Here is a 16,030-nt window from a genome sequence, read left to right as displayed (position 1 = left end):
CATCGTAACCGCATGGTGTGTGGAGAAATCGCGCGCGGGGCGCGCTCCTACACGAGCAGGGGACTTCAGGACTTCAGTTTCCAGCCGGTACGGAAGATCCACCAGACCACGGCGAGGCAGACGACCAGGAACCCCACCGTCGCTCCCACGCTCACCAGCACGTTGACGTCGGCCTGGCCGTAGAAGCTCCAGCGAAAACCGTTGACCAGATAGACCACCGGATTGAACAAGGTGATCTTCTGCCACATCGGCGGCAACATCGAGATGGAATAGAAGCTGCCGCCGAGGAAGGTCAGCGGCGTGATCACCATCAACGGCACCACCTGCAGTTTCTGAAAATCATCCGCCCACAGACCGATGATGAAACCGAACAGGCTGAAGGTCACCGCGGTCAGCAGCAGAAAGCCGATCATCCACACGGGGTGCTGGATCTCGTAAGGCACGAACAAGCGTGCGGTCACAAGGATCAGCAGCCCGAGAATCACCGACTTGGTGGCCGCCGCACCGACGTAGCCGATGACGACTTCGACATAGGACACCGGCGCCGAAAGCAGTTCGTAGATCGTGCCCGCCCATTTCGGCATATAGATACCGAACGATGCATTGGAGACGCTCTCGTTGAGCAACGACAGCATGATCAGGCCGGGGATGATGAAAGCACCGTAGCTGACGCCTCCAATGGCGCCCATGCGCGAGCCGATCGCCGCGCCGAAGACGACGAAGTACAGCGACGTGGACAGCACCGGTGAGGCGATGCTCTGGGTGAGCGTGCGGAACGTGCGGGCCATTTCGAAGCGGTAGATGGCACGGATCGCGTGGATATTCATACGCCACCCCTCACCAGGCTTACGAAAATGTCTTCGAGGGAACTCTCGCTCGAATGGAGATCCTTGAAATCGATGCCCAGCTCGTTGAGCTTGCGCAGCAGCACGGCGATACCGGTATCGTCGCCCTGCGTATCGAACGTGTACGTCAGGGACTGGCCATCCGCGCTCAGCTCCAGCGGCCACTCGTTCAGGCCTTCGGGCACGGCGGTCAGCGGGCTCTGCAGGGACAGCGTCAGCTGCTTCTTGCCCAGCTTGCGCATGAGAGTGTGCTTCTCTTCCACGATGACGATTTCGCCGCGATTGATGACGCCGATGCGGTCGGCCATCTCCTGCGCTTCTTCGATGTAATGCGTGGTGAGGATGATGGTGACACCCGACTCGCGCAGGCGACGGACCATCTGCCACATGTCGTGGCGCAGTTCGACGTCGACACCGGCCGTGGGCTCGTCGAGGAACAACACGCGAGGCTCGTGCGCCAGCGCCTTCGCGATCAGCACGCGGCGCTTCATGCCGCCGGACAGCGCCATGATTTTCGAGTCGCGTTTTTCCCATAACGACAGATCGCGCAGGACGCGTTCCAGGTGCACGGCGTTGGGCGCCTTGCCGAACAGGCCGCGGCTGAATTTCACCGTGGCCCAGACGGTTTCGAAGGCATCCGTGGACAGCTCCTGCGGCACCAGCCCGATCAGGCCGCGCGCGGCGCGGAAGTCCTTGCGGATGTCATGACCGTCGACGGTCACGCTGCCGCCGGTGCCGTTGACGATGCCGCAGACGATGCTGATCAGGGTGGTCTTGCCGGCGCCGTTCGGGCCGAGCAACGCGAAGATCTCGCCCCGCTTGATGTCGAGGTCCACGCCGTTCAGTGCGCGCAGCCCGCTTTTGTATTCTTTGGTCAATCCGCGGATCGCGACGATGGCGTCGGGCGCGGCGGTGGTGGCATCCATGGGAACCCGCGATGTCGATGGGTAAGACGGCCGATGGTAGACCCATGCGGAGCATGGGGCGAGACCTTGTGGATCGGCGCGGCGGCCCCAGATCGAACGCGATTGCCCACCCAAAGGCCCTGCCATGTCCATCTCGCTCTACGACGCCACGGTTCCCGTCTTCGTCCGCGGCTTCCGCGTCCTGTCCGACCTGCTCACCAAGGCGGAGGCCCAGGCCGACGCTTCCGTCCTGATCGATGCCCGTCTAGCGCCGGACATGCTCAGCCTCGCGGGCCAGATCCAGCGCGCCAGCGATACCGCCAAGTTCGCCGTGGCCCGCGTGGGTGAGGTGCAGCCGCCGTCGTTCGAGGACAACGAAACCACCTTCGCCGACCTGCGCAAGCGCATCGATGCGACCGTCGCCTGGATCGAATCCGTGGACCGCGCCGCCATCGACGCGGGCGAATCGCGCACGATCACGCGCAAGTTCAAGGATAAGGAATACAACTTCTCGGCGCAGGAGTACCTGCTGACCTTTGGCATCCCCAACTTCTTCTTCCACGTGACCACCGCGTACGACATCCTGCGCCATAACGGCGTCGCCATCGGCAAGCTGGATTACCTCGGCTTTGCCGGATGAGTGACGGCCGATGCCGTTGCGCCTGGGGTGAGACCGACGACCTGCTGCGCGGGTACCACGACCGCGAATGGGGCGTGCCCGAGCGCGACGGCCGGCGGCTATGGGAGAAGCTGGTTCTGGACGGTTTCCAGGCGGGGCTGTCGTGGCGAACCATCCTGGCGCGTCGCGACGGCTTCCGGCAGGCGTTCGAAGGATTCAATCCGGACGTCGTCGCGGCCTACGGTCCACGCGAGATCGAGCGGCTGTTGGCCGATCCGGGAATCATCCGCTCGCGGTCCAAGATAGGCGCCACCATCGGCAACGCGAAGGCCTACGTGGCCATGCGGGAGGCTGGCGAGGATTTCGCCGGTTTCTGCTGGAACTTCGTAGGGGGTGACCCCATGCTTTGGGAAGGGCCGGTGCCACCGAACAGTCCACTGTCGGAGCAGGCATCCAAAGCCCTGAAGAAACGCGGTTTCACCTTCGTCGGACCGACCATCGTGTTCGCCTGGATGGAAGCCACCGGGATGATCAACAGCCACGCCCCGGCCTGCTTCAGGCGCACCGAGCTATCGCGTAAGCCCTTACCGGACAAGGGTTAACGCCTTTTTTAGCCGGGAAGGCGTAGGTTCGACTCAACGCCGCCACGCGGCGTTTTCCGTCTGGTCCACCCAACCATCTGTGAGGGTCCCATGGCTTCGAGTTCCGCCCAGCTGTTCATTCCGCACTGCGAATCGACACAGGGACCGTGGATCGTCCGCCGTGCCTCGTCACCGCTTGGCCGCTACGCCAGTCAGGCCATGGCCATCGCCGCCGCGGAGGCGCTCGCGCCGGGCCTCTCCGACAGCCTCGGCCTCCCCGTGGAGATCCACGTTCAGCAAGCCGATGGCACGTGGGAAGAACACACCTACGTGGTCGCCGGGCTGGTGGCAGGCCTCCCTGCGTCGCCCGCCGGGATCAACCGTCACGCCTGAGCGTCATGGGGTGAGACGTCGATGAGGTAACCTTGACCGGTTGCCTCTTCCTCTTTTGCGCCCATCGATGCTCACCGACGACACCAAAGCCGCCATCCGCGCTGCCTACACGCGGCTGAAGGACGGGCTTGCGGGTTTCCGCGGCCGTTCGGCGCAGCTGAAGATGATCGCGGAGGTCGCCAAGGCGCTGGCCGAACCGGCGGGCGCCGCGGTGATCGAGGCGCCGACCGGCACGGGTAAGTCGATGGCTTACCTCATCGCTGGCCTGGAAGTCGCCCGGGCCCAGAAGAAGAAGCTGGTCATCGCGACGGCAACCGTGGCGCTGCAGGAGCAGCTGGTCCAGCGCGACATTCCCCAATACCTCAGCTTGTGCGGCGTCGAGGCCAAGATTGCGCTGGCCAAGGGCCGTGGCCGTTACCTGTGCCCGCGCAATCTGCGCATGGCCGGTGCCGAACCCGCCGCCCAGACCGGTTTCGATTTCGACGCCGATCTCGCCTTGTGGTCACGGCCACCGGCGGAGCGCGACACCAAGGCGGTCGAGAAGCTCGGCAAGGCCTTCGAGTCGCGCGAGTGGAGCGGCGACATCGACACCAGCCCGGAGCCTCTGTCCGATCTGGTCCGCGGCATGATCACGACCAGCGCCGGCGGTTGCACGGGACGCAAATGCGGCGCCTTCGCGGTGTGCCCGTTCTTCGTCGCCCGCCGCGCCATCGGCGAGGCCGACATCGTGGTCGCCAACCAGGATCTGGTGCTGGCCGACCTGACCATGCCGCGCGACGAAGACACCTTCGGCGGCGTCATCCTGCCGAAGCCGGAAGACACCCTCTACATCTTCGACGAGGCGCACCACGTGCCTGCCAAGGCCATCGACCGTGGCGCGGCCGATGTGCACCTCGCCACGGCCGTGCGTCGCATCGGTCGTCTGCAGAACCAGATTCACGGCGCCTATTCGCTCACCGACAAGGAGAGCATCGGCAACCTCACGCTGGAAGCCGGCGACGAGAAGATGGTGGCCATGTCCAACGCGCTCGAAGAAATCGAGCGCGAGATCCGCATGACGTGGACGCCGTCGTCCAACGAAACCGAGCCCGTCTTCCGCGCGTCGCTGGGCCAGCTTCCGGAAAACTGGAAGATGCACGCCGAGCATCTGCACCTGATCACGCGGGACATCCAGCGCTGGCTGCGCACCGTGCGCCGCACCGTCGTCGAGATGGAAGCGGGCGGCCCCACGCAGGAAGCGCTGTCGCGCGAGCTGGGCATCGCGCTCGAACGCCTCGAGCGCCAGGTGAAGACCTGGTATGCCTGGTCGACCGAGGATCGCGAGAACGGTCCGCCGCTGGCGCGCTGGGTCACGATGACGCCGGAGCAGCAGCTAGTCTGTCATGCATCCGCGGTATCCGCGGGTGGCCTGTTGCGTAACGTACTGTGGGACAACGCATCGGCGGTGGTCATGACCTCGGCCACGTTGAGCGCGGGCGGAAATTTCCGGGGGTTTGCGGACTCCGTCGGACTGCCCAACGAGGCCGTCACGCTGAGCCTTCCATCGCCATTCGATCTCGAGAATCAGGCGACATTGAGCGTGCCGAGCATGCGCACGTTGCCGGACGATCGGGAAGGCCACGCTCGGGAAATCTCCGAGTGGCTGGCGAAGAATCTGGACTGGAACGCGGGCAACCTGGTGCTGTTCACCTCGCGCGCCAAGCTCGACCGTGTGTTGCAGACCCTGCCGATCGAGTTCGTGCGCAAGGTGCGCGCGCAGGGTTCGTTGTCCAAGCAGCAGCTCATTACCGAGCATCGCGAAGACATCGAAGCCGGCAAGGGCAGCACGCTGTTCGGTCTGGCCTCGTTCGGCGAGGGCCTCGATCTGCCCGGCAAGCTGTGCGAGACCGTGGTCGTGACGCAGCTTCCGTTTGCCGTGCCGACCGATCCGGTAGGCGCGACCTATGCGGAGTGGCTGGAGTCGCGCGGACGCAATCCGTTTATCGAGGTGAGCGTGCCGGACGCGACGCGTATTCTCACGCAGTACTGCGGCCGGCTGATTCGTACCGAGACGGATACGGGGCGCATCGTGCTGCTCGACCGTCGCGTGATCACCAAGCGCTACGGCACCGGCATGTTGCGCGCGCTGCCGCCATTCGCACGCGATATCGAGCGCGTGGCATGAGCATCGTCCGCTTCGACGCATTGAAAGCCGTGCCGTGGAAGAACGGCCTCGGCATCACGCGTGAGATCGTGGTCGAGCCGCCGGGCGCGACGATGGATGATTTTCTGTGGCGTGTGAGCATCGCCGACGTGGATACGGCCTCGCCGTTCTCGGTGTTCGCAGGCATCGATCGCACGATCGTTCTCATCGAAGGCGATGGATTCACGATGACCCTCGACGGTGAGCGTCAGCATGCGTTGACGACCCCCTGCGAGCCGTTTGCGTTTGTGGGTGAGGCACGTGTGGACGTGCGGCTTGCCGGCGGCGCGACGCGTGACTTCAATCTCATGGTGCGGCGCGGCCATGCCTCGGGACGGATCGATGTCGTGCGCGGGCCCGTTACGATGGACGGCTCGAACATCGCGTTGCTGCATGTCGCGCGCGGCGAGGCAACCATCGATGGCGAGGCCTGCGCTCAGGGCGACACGGCTATCGCTCCTCAGTCAGTGACGCTGTGCGATAACGCGACCGCCCTTCTGATCCGGATCGCCTGACCCGACCGATTCGATCAGGCGACGTGGTCGACCGCCGGATCTTCCGGCGCCTGGGGCTCTTCCCGCTTCCACAGGTCGACGGACGTGAGCTGAAAGGCCACCGGAGGCACGGCGGCCTGCCAGTCCCCGATGCCGGGGAACGCCTTTCCGAGGTCGCGGACCAGTTCGGTGAATCCCCGGTCGTTCTCGGACACGGCCAGTGGCGAAACGCCTTCCGCGTGGAAATACAGGAAAACCGTTTCGAACGAGCCATCGTCGCGGTTGCCCGCCTCGACGCGCGTCACCTGCTCCAGCGCCAGTTCCGTGGCGTGGAAACGCGCCGGGCAATGCACGATGACCTGCGCCTCGCGGTCCAGGTGCACCGTGCCGCGCGCGCCGAACCGGTCGCGCAAGCGCCGGAGCAGGGGCCTTCGGGCAGGGGGTGATCGGTGATCCATGGCGCGACGTTACCCAGCGTCGATCGCAAATTCAAACGGGGTTCACCCCCGATACGCATCGTAGGGGGTCGCCCCAACGGAATCTCCGCCATGCGCTCTGCCCTCACGGCCCTTCTCCTGTCCATGGCCTCGACCGGTGCCCTTGCGAGCACGCCGGTCACGGCCGTCTCCGATCTCGACCTGCAGCGCTATGCCGGAACGTGGCACGAGATCGCCCGCCTGCCCATGTGGTTCCAGCGGAAGTGCGAGAAGGACGTTACCGCGCATTACACCCCGAATCCCGACGGCACGGTGGCCGTGCGCAACGCATGCGTCACGGCGGAGGGGAAGACCATCGCCAGCGACGGCGTGGCTCGTCGGCCTGAGCCGTATTCACGGGGCAAGCTGCAGGTGCGCTTCGCGCCAGCCTGGCTGTCGTGGGTGCCCCTGGTCTGGGCGGATTACTGGGTCATCGCGCTGGACGACGACTATCGCTGGGCGATGGTGGGGCAGCCGGGGCGCAAGTACCTGTGGATTCTGTCCCGGGAGCCTACGCTGGACCGGAAAACGTTCGAGGCCCTGAAGGCGCAGGCGGTGGCGATGGGCTACGATCTCGCGCCTCTGATCACGTCCGGAAAAGTCGAGTAACGCGAATGAGCAGCGCAAGCCCCGCTACCTGCCCCTGCGGGCTCGATACGCCCTACGTCGCATGCTGCGGCCGATGGCATGGCGGTGTGCCCGCGCCTACGGCCGAAGCGCTGATGCGCTCGCGCTACACCGCTTACGTCCTCGGACTCGAGGACTACCTGCTTGCCACCTGGCATGTATCGACGCGTCCTGCGGCACTTGGACTCGCGAGTCAGTCTCCCAAGCCCACGTGGCTGGGTCTGACTGTGAAGCGGCACGAGAGTCCCTCGCCCGATACGGCGATCGTCGCCTTCGTCGCACGCCTGCGCATGGGCGGTGGCAGTGCTGAGCGGATGCACGAGACGAGCCGTTTCGTACGCGAAGACGGGCGCTGGTTTTACGTGGACGGCGATCTGGGCGCATGACGCCCGATTCCGGCGCGATTGTTTGTCGTGCCATTCGTGAGCGGCGCTTGCTCGTGGTCGGATACGGCGGTGCGCAGCGTGTCGTGCAGCCCCATGTGTATGGCGACGACCATTCCGGTGACCGGTTGCTCAGCGCTTATCAGGTCAGCGGCGGCAGCGCTTCCGGTGCACCGCAGGGGTGGAAGACGTTCCGGATGGATCGGGTGGAGTCGATCGCTTTATCCGACGAGCGGTTTCACGGTGCACGGTCGGATTTTCAGCGCGATGATGGGGCGTTTCTGAGGATCGTCTGTCAGCTGACCGACTGAGGCGGCGTGTTCTCACCAGTGGGCTGGCTCCGACCAGGTGCCGGTTTCGGTGGGAGCCAACCCTGTCGGCGATGGGCTGCGGCAGCAGCCCACCCGATCAGATGATGGACCGCGTCACGCCACCATCGACACGAATGGCCGCACCTGTCGTGCCCGACGCCTGCTCGGACGCGAGGTAAACCGACGCGTTGGCGACTTCCTCAACGCTCAGCAGGCGCTTGATCAGCGACGTCGGACGATGCGTCTGGATGAAGTCCTTTTCGACCGCCTCCATCGTCGTCCCCTGATCCTTCGCGATCTTACCGAAGAACTCGCTCACACCTTCGGACAAGGTCGGACCCGGGAGGATGGCGTTGACCGTGACACCGGTGCCCGAGAGCACCTCAGCGAGACCACGCGACACGCCGAGCTGCGCCGTCTTGGTCACGCCGTAATGGACCATCTCAGCCGGTACCTGGACGCCCGACTCACTGGAGATGAACTGCACGCGACCCCAGCCACGCTCGGCCATCCCCCTGGCGTAGTGACGCGACAGACGCACGCCGGAGTTCACGTTCACTTCGAAGAAGCGGCTCCACTCGGCGTCGTCGATGGCGAAGAAATCCTTCGGCTCGAAGATGCCGAGGTTGTTTACCAGGATGTCGGTATCGGGGACGGCCTTGATCAGGGCCGCGGCACCCTCGGCCGTGCCGAGATCGGCGGCGACGCCCGTGACGGTCGCATTCGGCGCGGCCTTCTTTACGGCGGCGATCGCTTCGTCGACGCGACCCTGGGTGCGGCCGGTGATGACAACGCTGGCGCCGGCGACGGCGAGGCCGGTCGCGATGGCCAGGCCGATGCCCGCGGTGGAACCGGTGACGATGGCGCTGCGCTTGCTGAGGTCGATGTTCATGGAGTGGCTCCGGATGGATGAGGGGTAGACCTCCATCATCGTCGGGGCGGTGTGGGACGGGATCAATCGCTGACCGGAGGAAAGACTTTCGCGCTGGGGCCAAGAAAGGGGCGTGATGGGGTGCCCGCTGGCGCGGGAATCGCCAGCAGGGCTGGCTCCTACAGGGGCATCGCAAGACTCGGCGTTTGGACCGGCGTCCGGGTTAAACGGCCGGATCGGCGGTGAGGCGGGTTTCGCCCTGGGGGACGCCGTTGGGACCGAAGCGACGTTCGGCGATGGTGGTGCGGCCCTCGTGGTCGACGAGGATGACCGTGCTGGCGCGGGTGCCGTAGGCCTCACCTACGATGAAGGCGCTGGAGAGAAAGCGCTCCCGCTCGATACCGATGCCGGTGTCGGGGAGCACGTCATCGGGCCAGCGGCCCTGATCGGAGAGCATGGCGAAGAGCGGTTCCAATGCGCCGTCCGCACTCGCACTGGCGCCGACGGCGTTGGCTGCGCGGCTGGTGTTGCCTTCAGCGCTTGCGTTGGGCGCGAGGTCGTAGCCCGCGCCATGCTTCAGCCAATCGGATAGGCGACCTACAAGTGCACGTGTCTTCGGCCAGGGCGCATTGAAGTCCGCGTTACTCAGGCCGTGCACGCCGCCTTCGACCGGCTGCGCGCGGGCAACGGGATGATTGCCGAAGTAATACGCGTCGTCGCGATCGAAGGTCAGCAGATTGAAGGGCCGGTAGTCCCGCGCGCTCGCCATGAGTTCGATCGCGTGCGTCCGCGCCGGCAACGTGGAGCCGAGGTAGTCCGCGACCAGCAGGCCACGGGAGAGGCCGCTATGGTCGGCGGTCATGTCACGGACGTTGGTGATGACGCTGACCCTGCCATCGGGAGCGACGCCGGCCCAGGTCCCCCCGGCTTCGAGATCACGGCCGGCGAGGATCTGCGGTGCCTCGTCCCAGGGGCCGAGTGGCGCGGTGGGACGGGCGTGGAATTCATCGCGGTTGGCGACGAGCACGAGGCGCCAGCGCGGATGGGCGCGCCAGGCGAAGGCGATCAGGCACATGAGGGGGTCGGAGCCTGGGGAAGCATTGCGGCTATTGTGCGCCCTCGAGCCGTCCTGTGGACACCGGCCTGGCAGGAGCCGACGGCCCGCTGGGAGCACCGGGCTGGCTCCCACCAGAACACGGTGGCAACGGTTCGCCGGTGCCACCGGCACGCTCACGCCGCGACGGTGATCTCGGCTTTCTTCGCGGCGAGCATGCGTGCGATGGAGGCGGCGGCTTCGCGACCGTCGTAGACGGCACGCACCACCAGATCCGCACCGCGCACGTTGTCGCCGCCGGCGAAGACGCGCGGATTGCTGGTCTGCAGCGGCAGGCGGCCTTCGCCACCGGCCACGATGCGACCGCTGCGATCGCGCTCGATGCCGAACGTGTCGCACCAGTCGGGCGGACTCGCCTGAAAGCCGAAGGCCTGGATGACGACGTCGGCGCGCAGATCGGTTTCGCTGCCCGGTACGTTCTGCGGACGCGGACGGCCGTCGTCGCCTTCGACCAGCTGGGTCTCGACGACGCGAACGGCTTTCACACGGCCATCTTCACCGACCAGGGCCGTCGGCTGACGCTGAAACAGGAAGCGGACGCCCTCTTCGCGGGAGTAACCGACTTCGCGACGCGAGCCCGGCATGCTGGGCTCGTCGCGACGATAGACGCAGGTGACCGACGCCGCACCGAGACGGATCGCCGTGCGGTTGCAGTCCATGCCGGTATCGCCACCGCCGAGCACGACGACGTGCTTGCCGGCGAGATCGTATTCGGCGGCCGGCTCTTCTTCGCGCAACAGACGGTCGGTGTTGGCGATGAGGAACGGCAGCGCGTCGTGCACACCCACCAGATCGCGACCGTCGAGCTGGCCGTCGACATAGGTGTATGCGCCGGTACCGACGAACACGGCGTCGTAATCGGCCAGCAACTCGTCGAACGCGATGTCGCGACCGATCTCGATGCCGAGGCGGAAGGTCACGCCCATACCTTCGAGCACCATGCGGCGCGTGCGCACGACCGACTTGTCGAGCTTGAAGGGCGGAATGCCGAAGGTCAGCAGACCACCGATCTCGTGATACTTGTCGAACACATCGGCGGCGATACCGGCGCGACGCAGGCGATCCGCGCAGGCCAGACCAGCGGGACCCGCACCGACGATGGCGACGCGCGCACCGGTTTCCTTCACACGCGACAGATCGGGGCGCCAGCCCTGACGAATCGCTTCGTCCGTCGCCCAGCGTTCGACGCTGCCGATGGTGACGGCACCGAAGTCACCCTGTTCGAGCGTGCATGCACCCTCGCAGAGACGATCCTGCGGACAGACGCGACCGCAGATCTCCGGCAAGGGATTGGTCTCGTGCATCAGCGTCGCCGCCTCGAACAGACGGCCGTCCTGCACCAGCTTCAGCCAGTTCGGGATGTAGTTGTGCACCGGGCAGGCGTGCTCGCAATACGGGTTACCGCAGTCGATACAACGCTCCGACTGCGATGCGGCTTCCGACGACGCGAAGTCGCCGGAGATCTCGCCGTAGCCGAGCACGCGCACCGCGACCGGCACCGTACGCGGCGTCTGGCGGGGGATTTCGAGAAAGCGGAAGTCCTTCGAACTCATGCCGCACTCCGCAGTTCTTCGGCCAGCGCGTCGAGACTCGCGGCCTTGGGTTTCACCATCCAGAAGCGCTGCAGCAGGCCACGGAAATCGCCGAGTACCTTGCGACCCCAGGCGGAGTCGGTGAGTTCGGCGTGGCGGGCGATCAGCTGGCGCAGATGCTGCATGTAATGTTCCATGCCTTCGTGAGAGATGCGCACGATGTCGACGAGTTCGTGGTTGTAGCAATCGACGAAATTGCGCTCCATGTCCAGCACGTACGCGAAACCGCCGGTCATGCCGGCGCCGAAGTTCAGTCCGGTGCGACCCAGCACGGCGACGACGCCACCGGTCATGTACTCGCAGCAATGGTCGCCCGCGCCTTCGACGACGGCCAATGCGCCGGAATTGCGCACGGCGAAGCGTTCGCCGGCCTGACCCGCGGCGAACAGTTCGCCACCGGTTGCGCCGTACAGACAGGTATTGCCGATGATCGAGGCGTCCTGGCTGGCGAACGGCGAATCGGCCGGCGGACGAATGACCAGACGGCCACCTGCCATACCCTTACCGACGCCGTCGTTGGCCTCGCCGATCAGATCGATGTTGACGCCGGCGGCGTTCCACGCACCGAGACTCTGCCCCGCCGCGCCGAGCAGATGCAGGTTCACCGGTTTGCCCGCCATGCCCATATCGCCCCAGCGACGGGCGACGTCACCGGACAGCCGCGCACCGATGGCGCGATCCGTGTTGGCAATCGGGTAGGTAAACGTGCCGCCCAGGCCATCCTTCACCGCTTCGCGCGTTTCCGCCGCGATGCGACTGGCGAGCGCCGCGGGGTCGCGCATCGGGTTACGCGCGAAGGTGCAGGCGAAGTCGACCTTCTCACCCATGCCGTCTTCGCTGATGAGCGGCGACAGATCGAGGCGTTCCTGCACCGGCGTCACGCCGTCACGCTGCTCGAGGCGACCGCTCTGGCCGATGAGTTCGGCGATGGAGCGGACACCCAGTTGCGCGAGATGCTGGCGCACGTCCTCCGCGATGAAGCGGAAGTAGTTCATCACCATGTCGGGCAGCCCGAGGAAGTGCTTCTGCCGCAGGATCGGGTGCTGCGTGGCGACGCCCGTCGCGCAATTGTTCAGATGGCAGATACGCAGGTACTTGCAGCCGAGCGCGACCATCGGACCGGTGCCGAAGCCGAAGCTTTCGGCGCCGAGCATCGCCGCCTTGATGACATCGAGACCGGTCTTCAGACCACCGTCGGTCTGCAGGCGCACGCGACCGCGCAGGTCGTTGAGGCGAAGCGTCTGTTGCGTCTCCGCCAGACCCAGCTCCCACGGGGTACCCGCGTACTTGATCGAGGTGAGCGGACTGGCACCGGTACCGCCGTCGTGGCCGGAAACCGTGATCAGATCCGCGCCCGCCTTGACCACACCGGCGGCCACAGTGCCGACGCCCGCGTGCGAGACGAGCTTCACCGAGATCAGCGCCTGCGGATTCACTTCCTTGAGGTCGTGGATCAGCTGGGCGAGGTCTTCGATGGAATAGATGTCGTGATGGGGCGGCGGCGAGATCAGACCGATACCCGGCTTCGCGTAACGAAGACGAGCGATGGTCGCGTCGACCTTGTGACCCGGCAGCTGACCGCCCTCACCCGGCTTGGCGCCCTGGGCGATCTTGATCTGCAGCACTTCGGCATTGACCAGATACGTCGGTGTGACGCCGAAACGCCCCGAGGCCACCTGCTTGATCTTGGACGCGCGGTCGGTGCCGTAGCGCGCGGGATCTTCACCGCCCTCACCCGAGTTGCTGCGGGCGCCGAGGCGGTTCATCGCGATAGCGAGCGCCTCGTGCGCTTCGGGCGACAGCGCACCGAGCGACATGCCGGCGGAGTCGAAACGCTTGAGGATGTCCTCGACCGGTTCGACGTCGTCCAGCGGAATGGGCGTGGTCGCGCGTGGCACGAGCAGATCGCGCAGTGCGGACGGCGGACGCGTGTCGACGTAACGCGCGTATTTGGCGTAGTCGGCGTAGTCGCCCGTACGTACCGCCACCTGGAGGCTGGCGATGACGTCCGGGTTGTACATGTGGAACTCGCCGCCGTGCACGTACTTGAACAGGCCACCGGCACGCAGCGCGTGCGCTTCGTCCCAGGCTTCGGCAGCGAGCAGACGCTGCTCCTGCTCGAGGTCGGCGAAGGTGGACCCGCCGATACGCGACGGCGTGCCCGGGAAACAGGCTGCGACGACTTCCGGCGCCAGACCGACGATCTCGAACAGCTGCGCACCGCGATAGCCCGCCACCGTGGAGATACCCATCTTCGACAGGATCTTCAGCAGGCCCTTGCGGATGCCGCGACGGTAGTTGCGGCCGATCTCGCGCGGAGCGCCTTCGCCGTTGCGGATGTGCCCGCTGCGGCCCATGTCGAACAGACTCTGGTAGGCCAGCCACGGGTAGATCGCGGTGGCGCCGAAACCGAGCAGACACGCGAAGTGATGCGGATCGCGCGGCGTCGCCGTCTCGACCATGATGTTGCACTGACAGCGCAGGCCCTTGTCGACCAGACGCGCATGCACGGCACCGGTGGCCAGCAGCGAATGAATCGGCAACAGATCGCGGCGCGGATAGCGGTCGCTGAGGAACACGATACGCACGCCCGCGCGCACGGCTTTCTCGACGTCGTCGCAGATACGCAGGAGCGCCTGCTCGAGCGTTTCGTCCGCGCCGTACATGAGGTCGAAACGTGGCGTGTCCGCATAGTCCTCATTCGCCAGGATCTGACGCAGCTTGCGCTGCGAAAGGATCGGCGAGTTGAGCAGGATCTGCTTCGCGTTCTCCGGGCCGAGATCGAAGATGTTGCGTTCCTGGCCTATCTGGGTAACCAGCGACATCACCAGGCGCTCGCGCAGCGGATCGATCGGCGGATTCGTCACCTGGGCGAAGCCCTGGCGGAAGCGATCGAACAGCGGACGGATCTGTCGCGACAGCACGGCCATCGGCGTGTCGTCACCCATCGAGCCCGTGGCTTCCGCCTCGGTTTCGGCCAGCACCTTCAGCACCGACTCGCACTCTTCGCGCGACAGGCCGTAGAGCTTCTGGTAGCGGCGCAGTTCGTCGGCGGGCAGCGGTTCCGCCGCCAGGCTCGGATCGATCAGGTCGGACTCGAGATAGGTCACGCCGTCGCGCAGCCAGTCACGGAACGGTGCCCGCTGGCGGTTGATCGCGTCGATGTCGGCGTCACGCAGCAGACGGTGCTCGCGGAAGTCCACGGCGATCATCTCGCCGGGCGCAAGACGACCCTTGGCGACGATACGCGACGACGGGACGTCCCACAGACCGGCCTCGGACGCCACGATCAGATGATTGTCGTCGGACAACGCCCAGCGCGCGGGACGCAGGCCGTTGCGGTCCAGGGTGCAGGCGGCGTAACGGCCGTCGCACATCACCAGACCGGCGGGGCCGTCCCACGGCTCGCTATGCAGCGCGTAATACTCGTAGAACGCGGCGAGATCTTCGTCGATGTCTTCGCGCGCGGCGTAAGCCGGCGGCACGAGCACGCGCATGGCGGTGAGCAGATCCATGCCGCCCATGAGCAGCACTTCGAGCGCGTTGTCGAGACTTTCCGAATCCGAGCCGCTCTGGCGCACCAGCGGACCGATGTCGGACAGATCGACGAGCTCGGAACGCATGACGGCCGTGCGGGCCTGCATCCAGCGACGGTTGGCACGAATGGTGTTGATCTCGCCGTTGTGCGCGAGCAGGCGGAACGGCTGGGCGAGGCGCCACTGCGGCGACGTGTTGGTCGAGAAACGCTGGTGGAAGACCACCGCGTCGGCGACCAGCGCCGGGTGCGCGAGGTCCGGATAGACCTGACGAAGACGACCGGGGGCCGCCATCGCCTTGTAGCCCACGACCTCGCCCGAGAGCGAGACCACATAGAACTGCTTGTCGTCGGCCAGCTGCAGCTCGGTGCGGCGACGCGCACGGAACAGTGCGGCTTCGAATTTCGCCGGCGAAAGGTCGCCCGGCGCGTCGACGAAGATCTGTCGCACGCGTGGCATCGAAGACGACGCCAGCGGACCGCAGGCATCCGTGTCGACAGCGACGTCGCGCCAGCCGGCGACGGAAAGATTCACGGCGGCCAGCTCGGCCTCGAGCACACGAGCGCCGGTGTCGTCGCCGTTCGGGTCGAGGAAGACCACGCCCGCGGCGAAATGGGTGGCGAGCGTCACGCCCGCTTCGCCGGCGAGCGCGCGCAGCCATTCGACAGGACGGCGAATGAGCACACCGCAGCCGTCGCCGCTTATACCGTCGGCGTTGACGCCACCACGGTGGGAAAGTTTCGCGAGTGCGTCGAATGCGGTGTCGACCAGCTTCGCGCTGGCGTGACCGTCGATCTGCGCGACGATACCGAAGCCGCAGCTGTCGTGTTCGAACGCCTCGTCATAGAGGCGCGGAATGCCTTGCTTCACCATCCGCCTCCTGGTGGCCGTTGGTTTTGCTGGGGTGACGCAGACGTGGCCCCGCGACCTGGAACGGCCGACTCTTCACGTATACGCAGGAAACTAGCGGCCCACTTTAGTCACATTTGTCGCGGCGCGTCAAAGCGTTCGGACGTCCAAACGGAAAGCCAACGGAAATCTTACGGAAGGGAACGAAAGACCAGTCGGGGAAAATGAGGCATGGGGCGGGTTGCAGGGCAT

The 16,030-nt window shown here is 65.8% G+C and carries 15 protein-coding genes; 8 read left to right on the top strand and 7 right to left on the bottom strand.

Annotated features, from left to right (window positions below):
- Positions 1-65: 65 nt before the first annotated feature.
- Entirely contained in the window at positions 66-827 is a 762-nt protein-coding gene (locus FA87_RS01840; RefSeq protein ID WP_043692011.1) for an ABC transporter permease, read from the bottom strand.
- Entirely contained in the window at positions 824-1,771 is a 948-nt protein-coding gene (locus FA87_RS01835) for an ABC transporter ATP-binding protein (RefSeq protein ID WP_043692009.1), read from the bottom strand. The genes FA87_RS01840 and FA87_RS01835 overlap by 4 nt, the downstream gene beginning before the upstream one ends.
- Positions 1,772-1,895: 124 nt before the next feature.
- Between FA87_RS01835 and FA87_RS01830 the strand changes: the two genes are divergently transcribed.
- The 5 genes from FA87_RS01830 (at position 1,896) to FA87_RS01810 (ending at position 6,040) form a co-directional block, all read left to right on the top strand.
- Positions 1,896-2,390, top strand: a complete 495-nt coding sequence (locus FA87_RS01830; protein ID WP_036116287.1) for a DUF1993 domain-containing protein — start codon at positions 1,896-1,898, stop codon at positions 2,388-2,390.
- Positions 2,387-2,971 (top strand): DNA-3-methyladenine glycosylase I, encoded by a 585-nt coding sequence (locus FA87_RS01825; RefSeq protein WP_043692007.1) that lies wholly within the window; start codon positions 2,387-2,389, stop codon positions 2,969-2,971. The genes FA87_RS01830 and FA87_RS01825 overlap by 4 nt, the downstream gene beginning before the upstream one ends.
- A 90-nt stretch (positions 2,972-3,061) precedes the next feature.
- On the top strand, positions 3,062-3,343 hold the full coding sequence (locus FA87_RS01820) for a DUF2188 domain-containing protein (RefSeq protein WP_036116289.1): 282 nt from the start codon (positions 3,062-3,064) through the stop codon (positions 3,341-3,343).
- A 67-nt stretch (positions 3,344-3,410) separates the two neighbouring features.
- On the top strand, positions 3,411-5,507 hold the full coding sequence (gene dinG / locus FA87_RS01815) for an ATP-dependent DNA helicase DinG (RefSeq protein ID WP_051944037.1): 2,097 nt from the start codon (positions 3,411-3,413) through the stop codon (positions 5,505-5,507).
- Entirely contained in the window at positions 5,504-6,040 is a 537-nt protein-coding gene (locus FA87_RS01810; RefSeq protein WP_052191086.1) for a HutD family protein, read from the top strand. The genes dinG and FA87_RS01810 overlap by 4 nt, the downstream gene beginning before the upstream one ends.
- 14 nt (positions 6,041-6,054) lie before the next feature.
- On the opposite strand, the gene FA87_RS01805 is transcribed toward FA87_RS01810, so the two are convergent.
- On the bottom strand, positions 6,055-6,432 hold the full coding sequence (locus FA87_RS01805) for a hypothetical protein (RefSeq protein WP_043692006.1): 378 nt from the start codon (positions 6,430-6,432) through the stop codon (positions 6,055-6,057).
- A gap of 168 nt (positions 6,433-6,600) precedes the next feature.
- Here FA87_RS01805 and FA87_RS01800 point away from each other — a divergent pair, with 168 nt between their 5' ends.
- The 3 genes from FA87_RS01800 to FA87_RS01790 are packed head-to-tail and all read left to right on the top strand — an operon-like array spanning position 6,601 to position 7,816.
- Positions 6,601-7,104: a lipocalin family protein gene (locus FA87_RS01800; protein ID WP_239709143.1), complete on the top strand. Its 504-nt coding sequence runs from the start codon at positions 6,601-6,603 to the stop codon at positions 7,102-7,104.
- Between the two features lie 5 nt (positions 7,105-7,109).
- Positions 7,110-7,508, top strand: coding sequence for a YchJ family metal-binding protein (locus FA87_RS01795; protein WP_043692003.1), 399 nt, complete (start codon positions 7,110-7,112; stop codon positions 7,506-7,508).
- Positions 7,505-7,816 carry a hypothetical protein gene (locus FA87_RS01790; RefSeq protein WP_052191085.1) on the top strand — a complete coding sequence of 104 codons (312 nt, stop codon included), beginning with the start codon at positions 7,505-7,507 and terminating at the stop codon, positions 7,814-7,816. The genes FA87_RS01795 and FA87_RS01790 overlap by 4 nt, the downstream gene beginning before the upstream one ends.
- Before the next feature lie 97 nt (positions 7,817-7,913).
- Here FA87_RS01790 and FA87_RS01785 read toward each other — a convergent pair whose 3' ends face one another.
- The 4 genes from FA87_RS01785 to gltB all read right to left on the bottom strand — a co-directional run bounded on the left by FA87_RS01785 (position 7,914) and on the right by gltB (position 15,802).
- Positions 7,914-8,708: an SDR family oxidoreductase gene (locus FA87_RS01785; RefSeq protein WP_036116299.1), complete on the bottom strand. Its 795-nt coding sequence runs from the start codon at positions 8,706-8,708 to the stop codon at positions 7,914-7,916.
- 202 nt (positions 8,709-8,910) lie between these two features.
- Complete coding sequence (locus tag FA87_RS01780) at positions 8,911-9,762, bottom strand: NRDE family protein (RefSeq protein ID WP_043692001.1); 852 nt, start codon at positions 9,760-9,762, stop codon at positions 8,911-8,913.
- Between the two features lie 155 nt (positions 9,763-9,917).
- Positions 9,918-11,354, bottom strand: coding sequence for a glutamate synthase subunit beta (locus tag FA87_RS01775; protein ID WP_043691999.1), 1,437 nt, complete (start codon positions 11,352-11,354; stop codon positions 9,918-9,920).
- A complete protein-coding gene (gene gltB / locus FA87_RS01770) occupies positions 11,351-15,802 on the bottom strand; it encodes a glutamate synthase large subunit (RefSeq protein ID WP_043691997.1) in 4,452 nt (1,483 codons plus the stop codon). The genes FA87_RS01775 and gltB overlap by 4 nt, the downstream gene beginning before the upstream one ends.
- Between the last annotated feature and the right edge of the window lie 228 nt (positions 15,803-16,030).

This window comes from Luteibacter sp. 9133 (assembly GCF_000800155.1).
GTDB classification, from domain to species: Bacteria; Pseudomonadota; Gammaproteobacteria; order Xanthomonadales; family Rhodanobacteraceae; genus Luteibacter; species Luteibacter mycovicinus.
Note: the sequence above shows the minus strand (reverse complement) of the source record. Positions and strands in the feature narration are given on the sequence as shown.

Excerpts from the sequence above, each read along its gene's own strand:
- FA87_RS01830 (WP_036116287.1), top strand. The coding sequence starts at position 1,896 with ATGTCCATCTCGCTCTACGACGCCACGGTTCCCGTCTTCGTCCGCGGC.
- FA87_RS01795 (WP_043692003.1), top strand. The coding sequence starts at position 7,110 with ATGAGCAGCGCAAGCCCCGCTACCTGCCCCTGCGGGCTCGATACGCCC.
- FA87_RS01790 (WP_052191085.1), top strand. The coding sequence starts at position 7,505 with ATGACGCCCGATTCCGGCGCGATTGTTTGTCGTGCCATTCGTGAGCGG.
- FA87_RS01785 (WP_036116299.1), bottom strand. The coding sequence starts at position 8,708 with ATGAACATCGACCTCAGCAAGCGCAGCGCCATCGTCACCGGTTCCACC.
- FA87_RS01825 (WP_043692007.1), top strand. The coding sequence starts at position 2,387 with ATGAGTGACGGCCGATGCCGTTGCGCCTGGGGTGAGACCGACGACCTG.
- FA87_RS01810 (WP_052191086.1), top strand. The coding sequence starts at position 5,504 with ATGAGCATCGTCCGCTTCGACGCATTGAAAGCCGTGCCGTGGAAGAAC.
- FA87_RS01820 (WP_036116289.1), top strand. The coding sequence starts at position 3,062 with ATGGCTTCGAGTTCCGCCCAGCTGTTCATTCCGCACTGCGAATCGACA.
- dinG (WP_051944037.1), top strand. The coding sequence starts at position 3,411 with ATGCTCACCGACGACACCAAAGCCGCCATCCGCGCTGCCTACACGCGG.
- FA87_RS01775 (WP_043691999.1), bottom strand. The coding sequence starts at position 11,354 with ATGAGTTCGAAGGACTTCCGCTTTCTCGAAATCCCCCGCCAGACGCCG.
- FA87_RS01800 (WP_239709143.1), top strand. The coding sequence starts at position 6,601 with ATGGCCTCGACCGGTGCCCTTGCGAGCACGCCGGTCACGGCCGTCTCC.
- gltB (WP_043691997.1), bottom strand. The coding sequence starts at position 15,802 with ATGGTGAAGCAAGGCATTCCGCGCCTCTATGACGAGGCGTTCGAACAC.
- FA87_RS01835 (WP_043692009.1), bottom strand. The coding sequence starts at position 1,771 with ATGGATGCCACCACCGCCGCGCCCGACGCCATCGTCGCGATCCGCGGA.
- FA87_RS01840 (WP_043692011.1), bottom strand. The coding sequence starts at position 827 with ATGAATATCCACGCGATCCGTGCCATCTACCGCTTCGAAATGGCCCGC.
- FA87_RS01780 (WP_043692001.1), bottom strand. The coding sequence starts at position 9,762 with ATGTGCCTGATCGCCTTCGCCTGGCGCGCCCATCCGCGCTGGCGCCTC.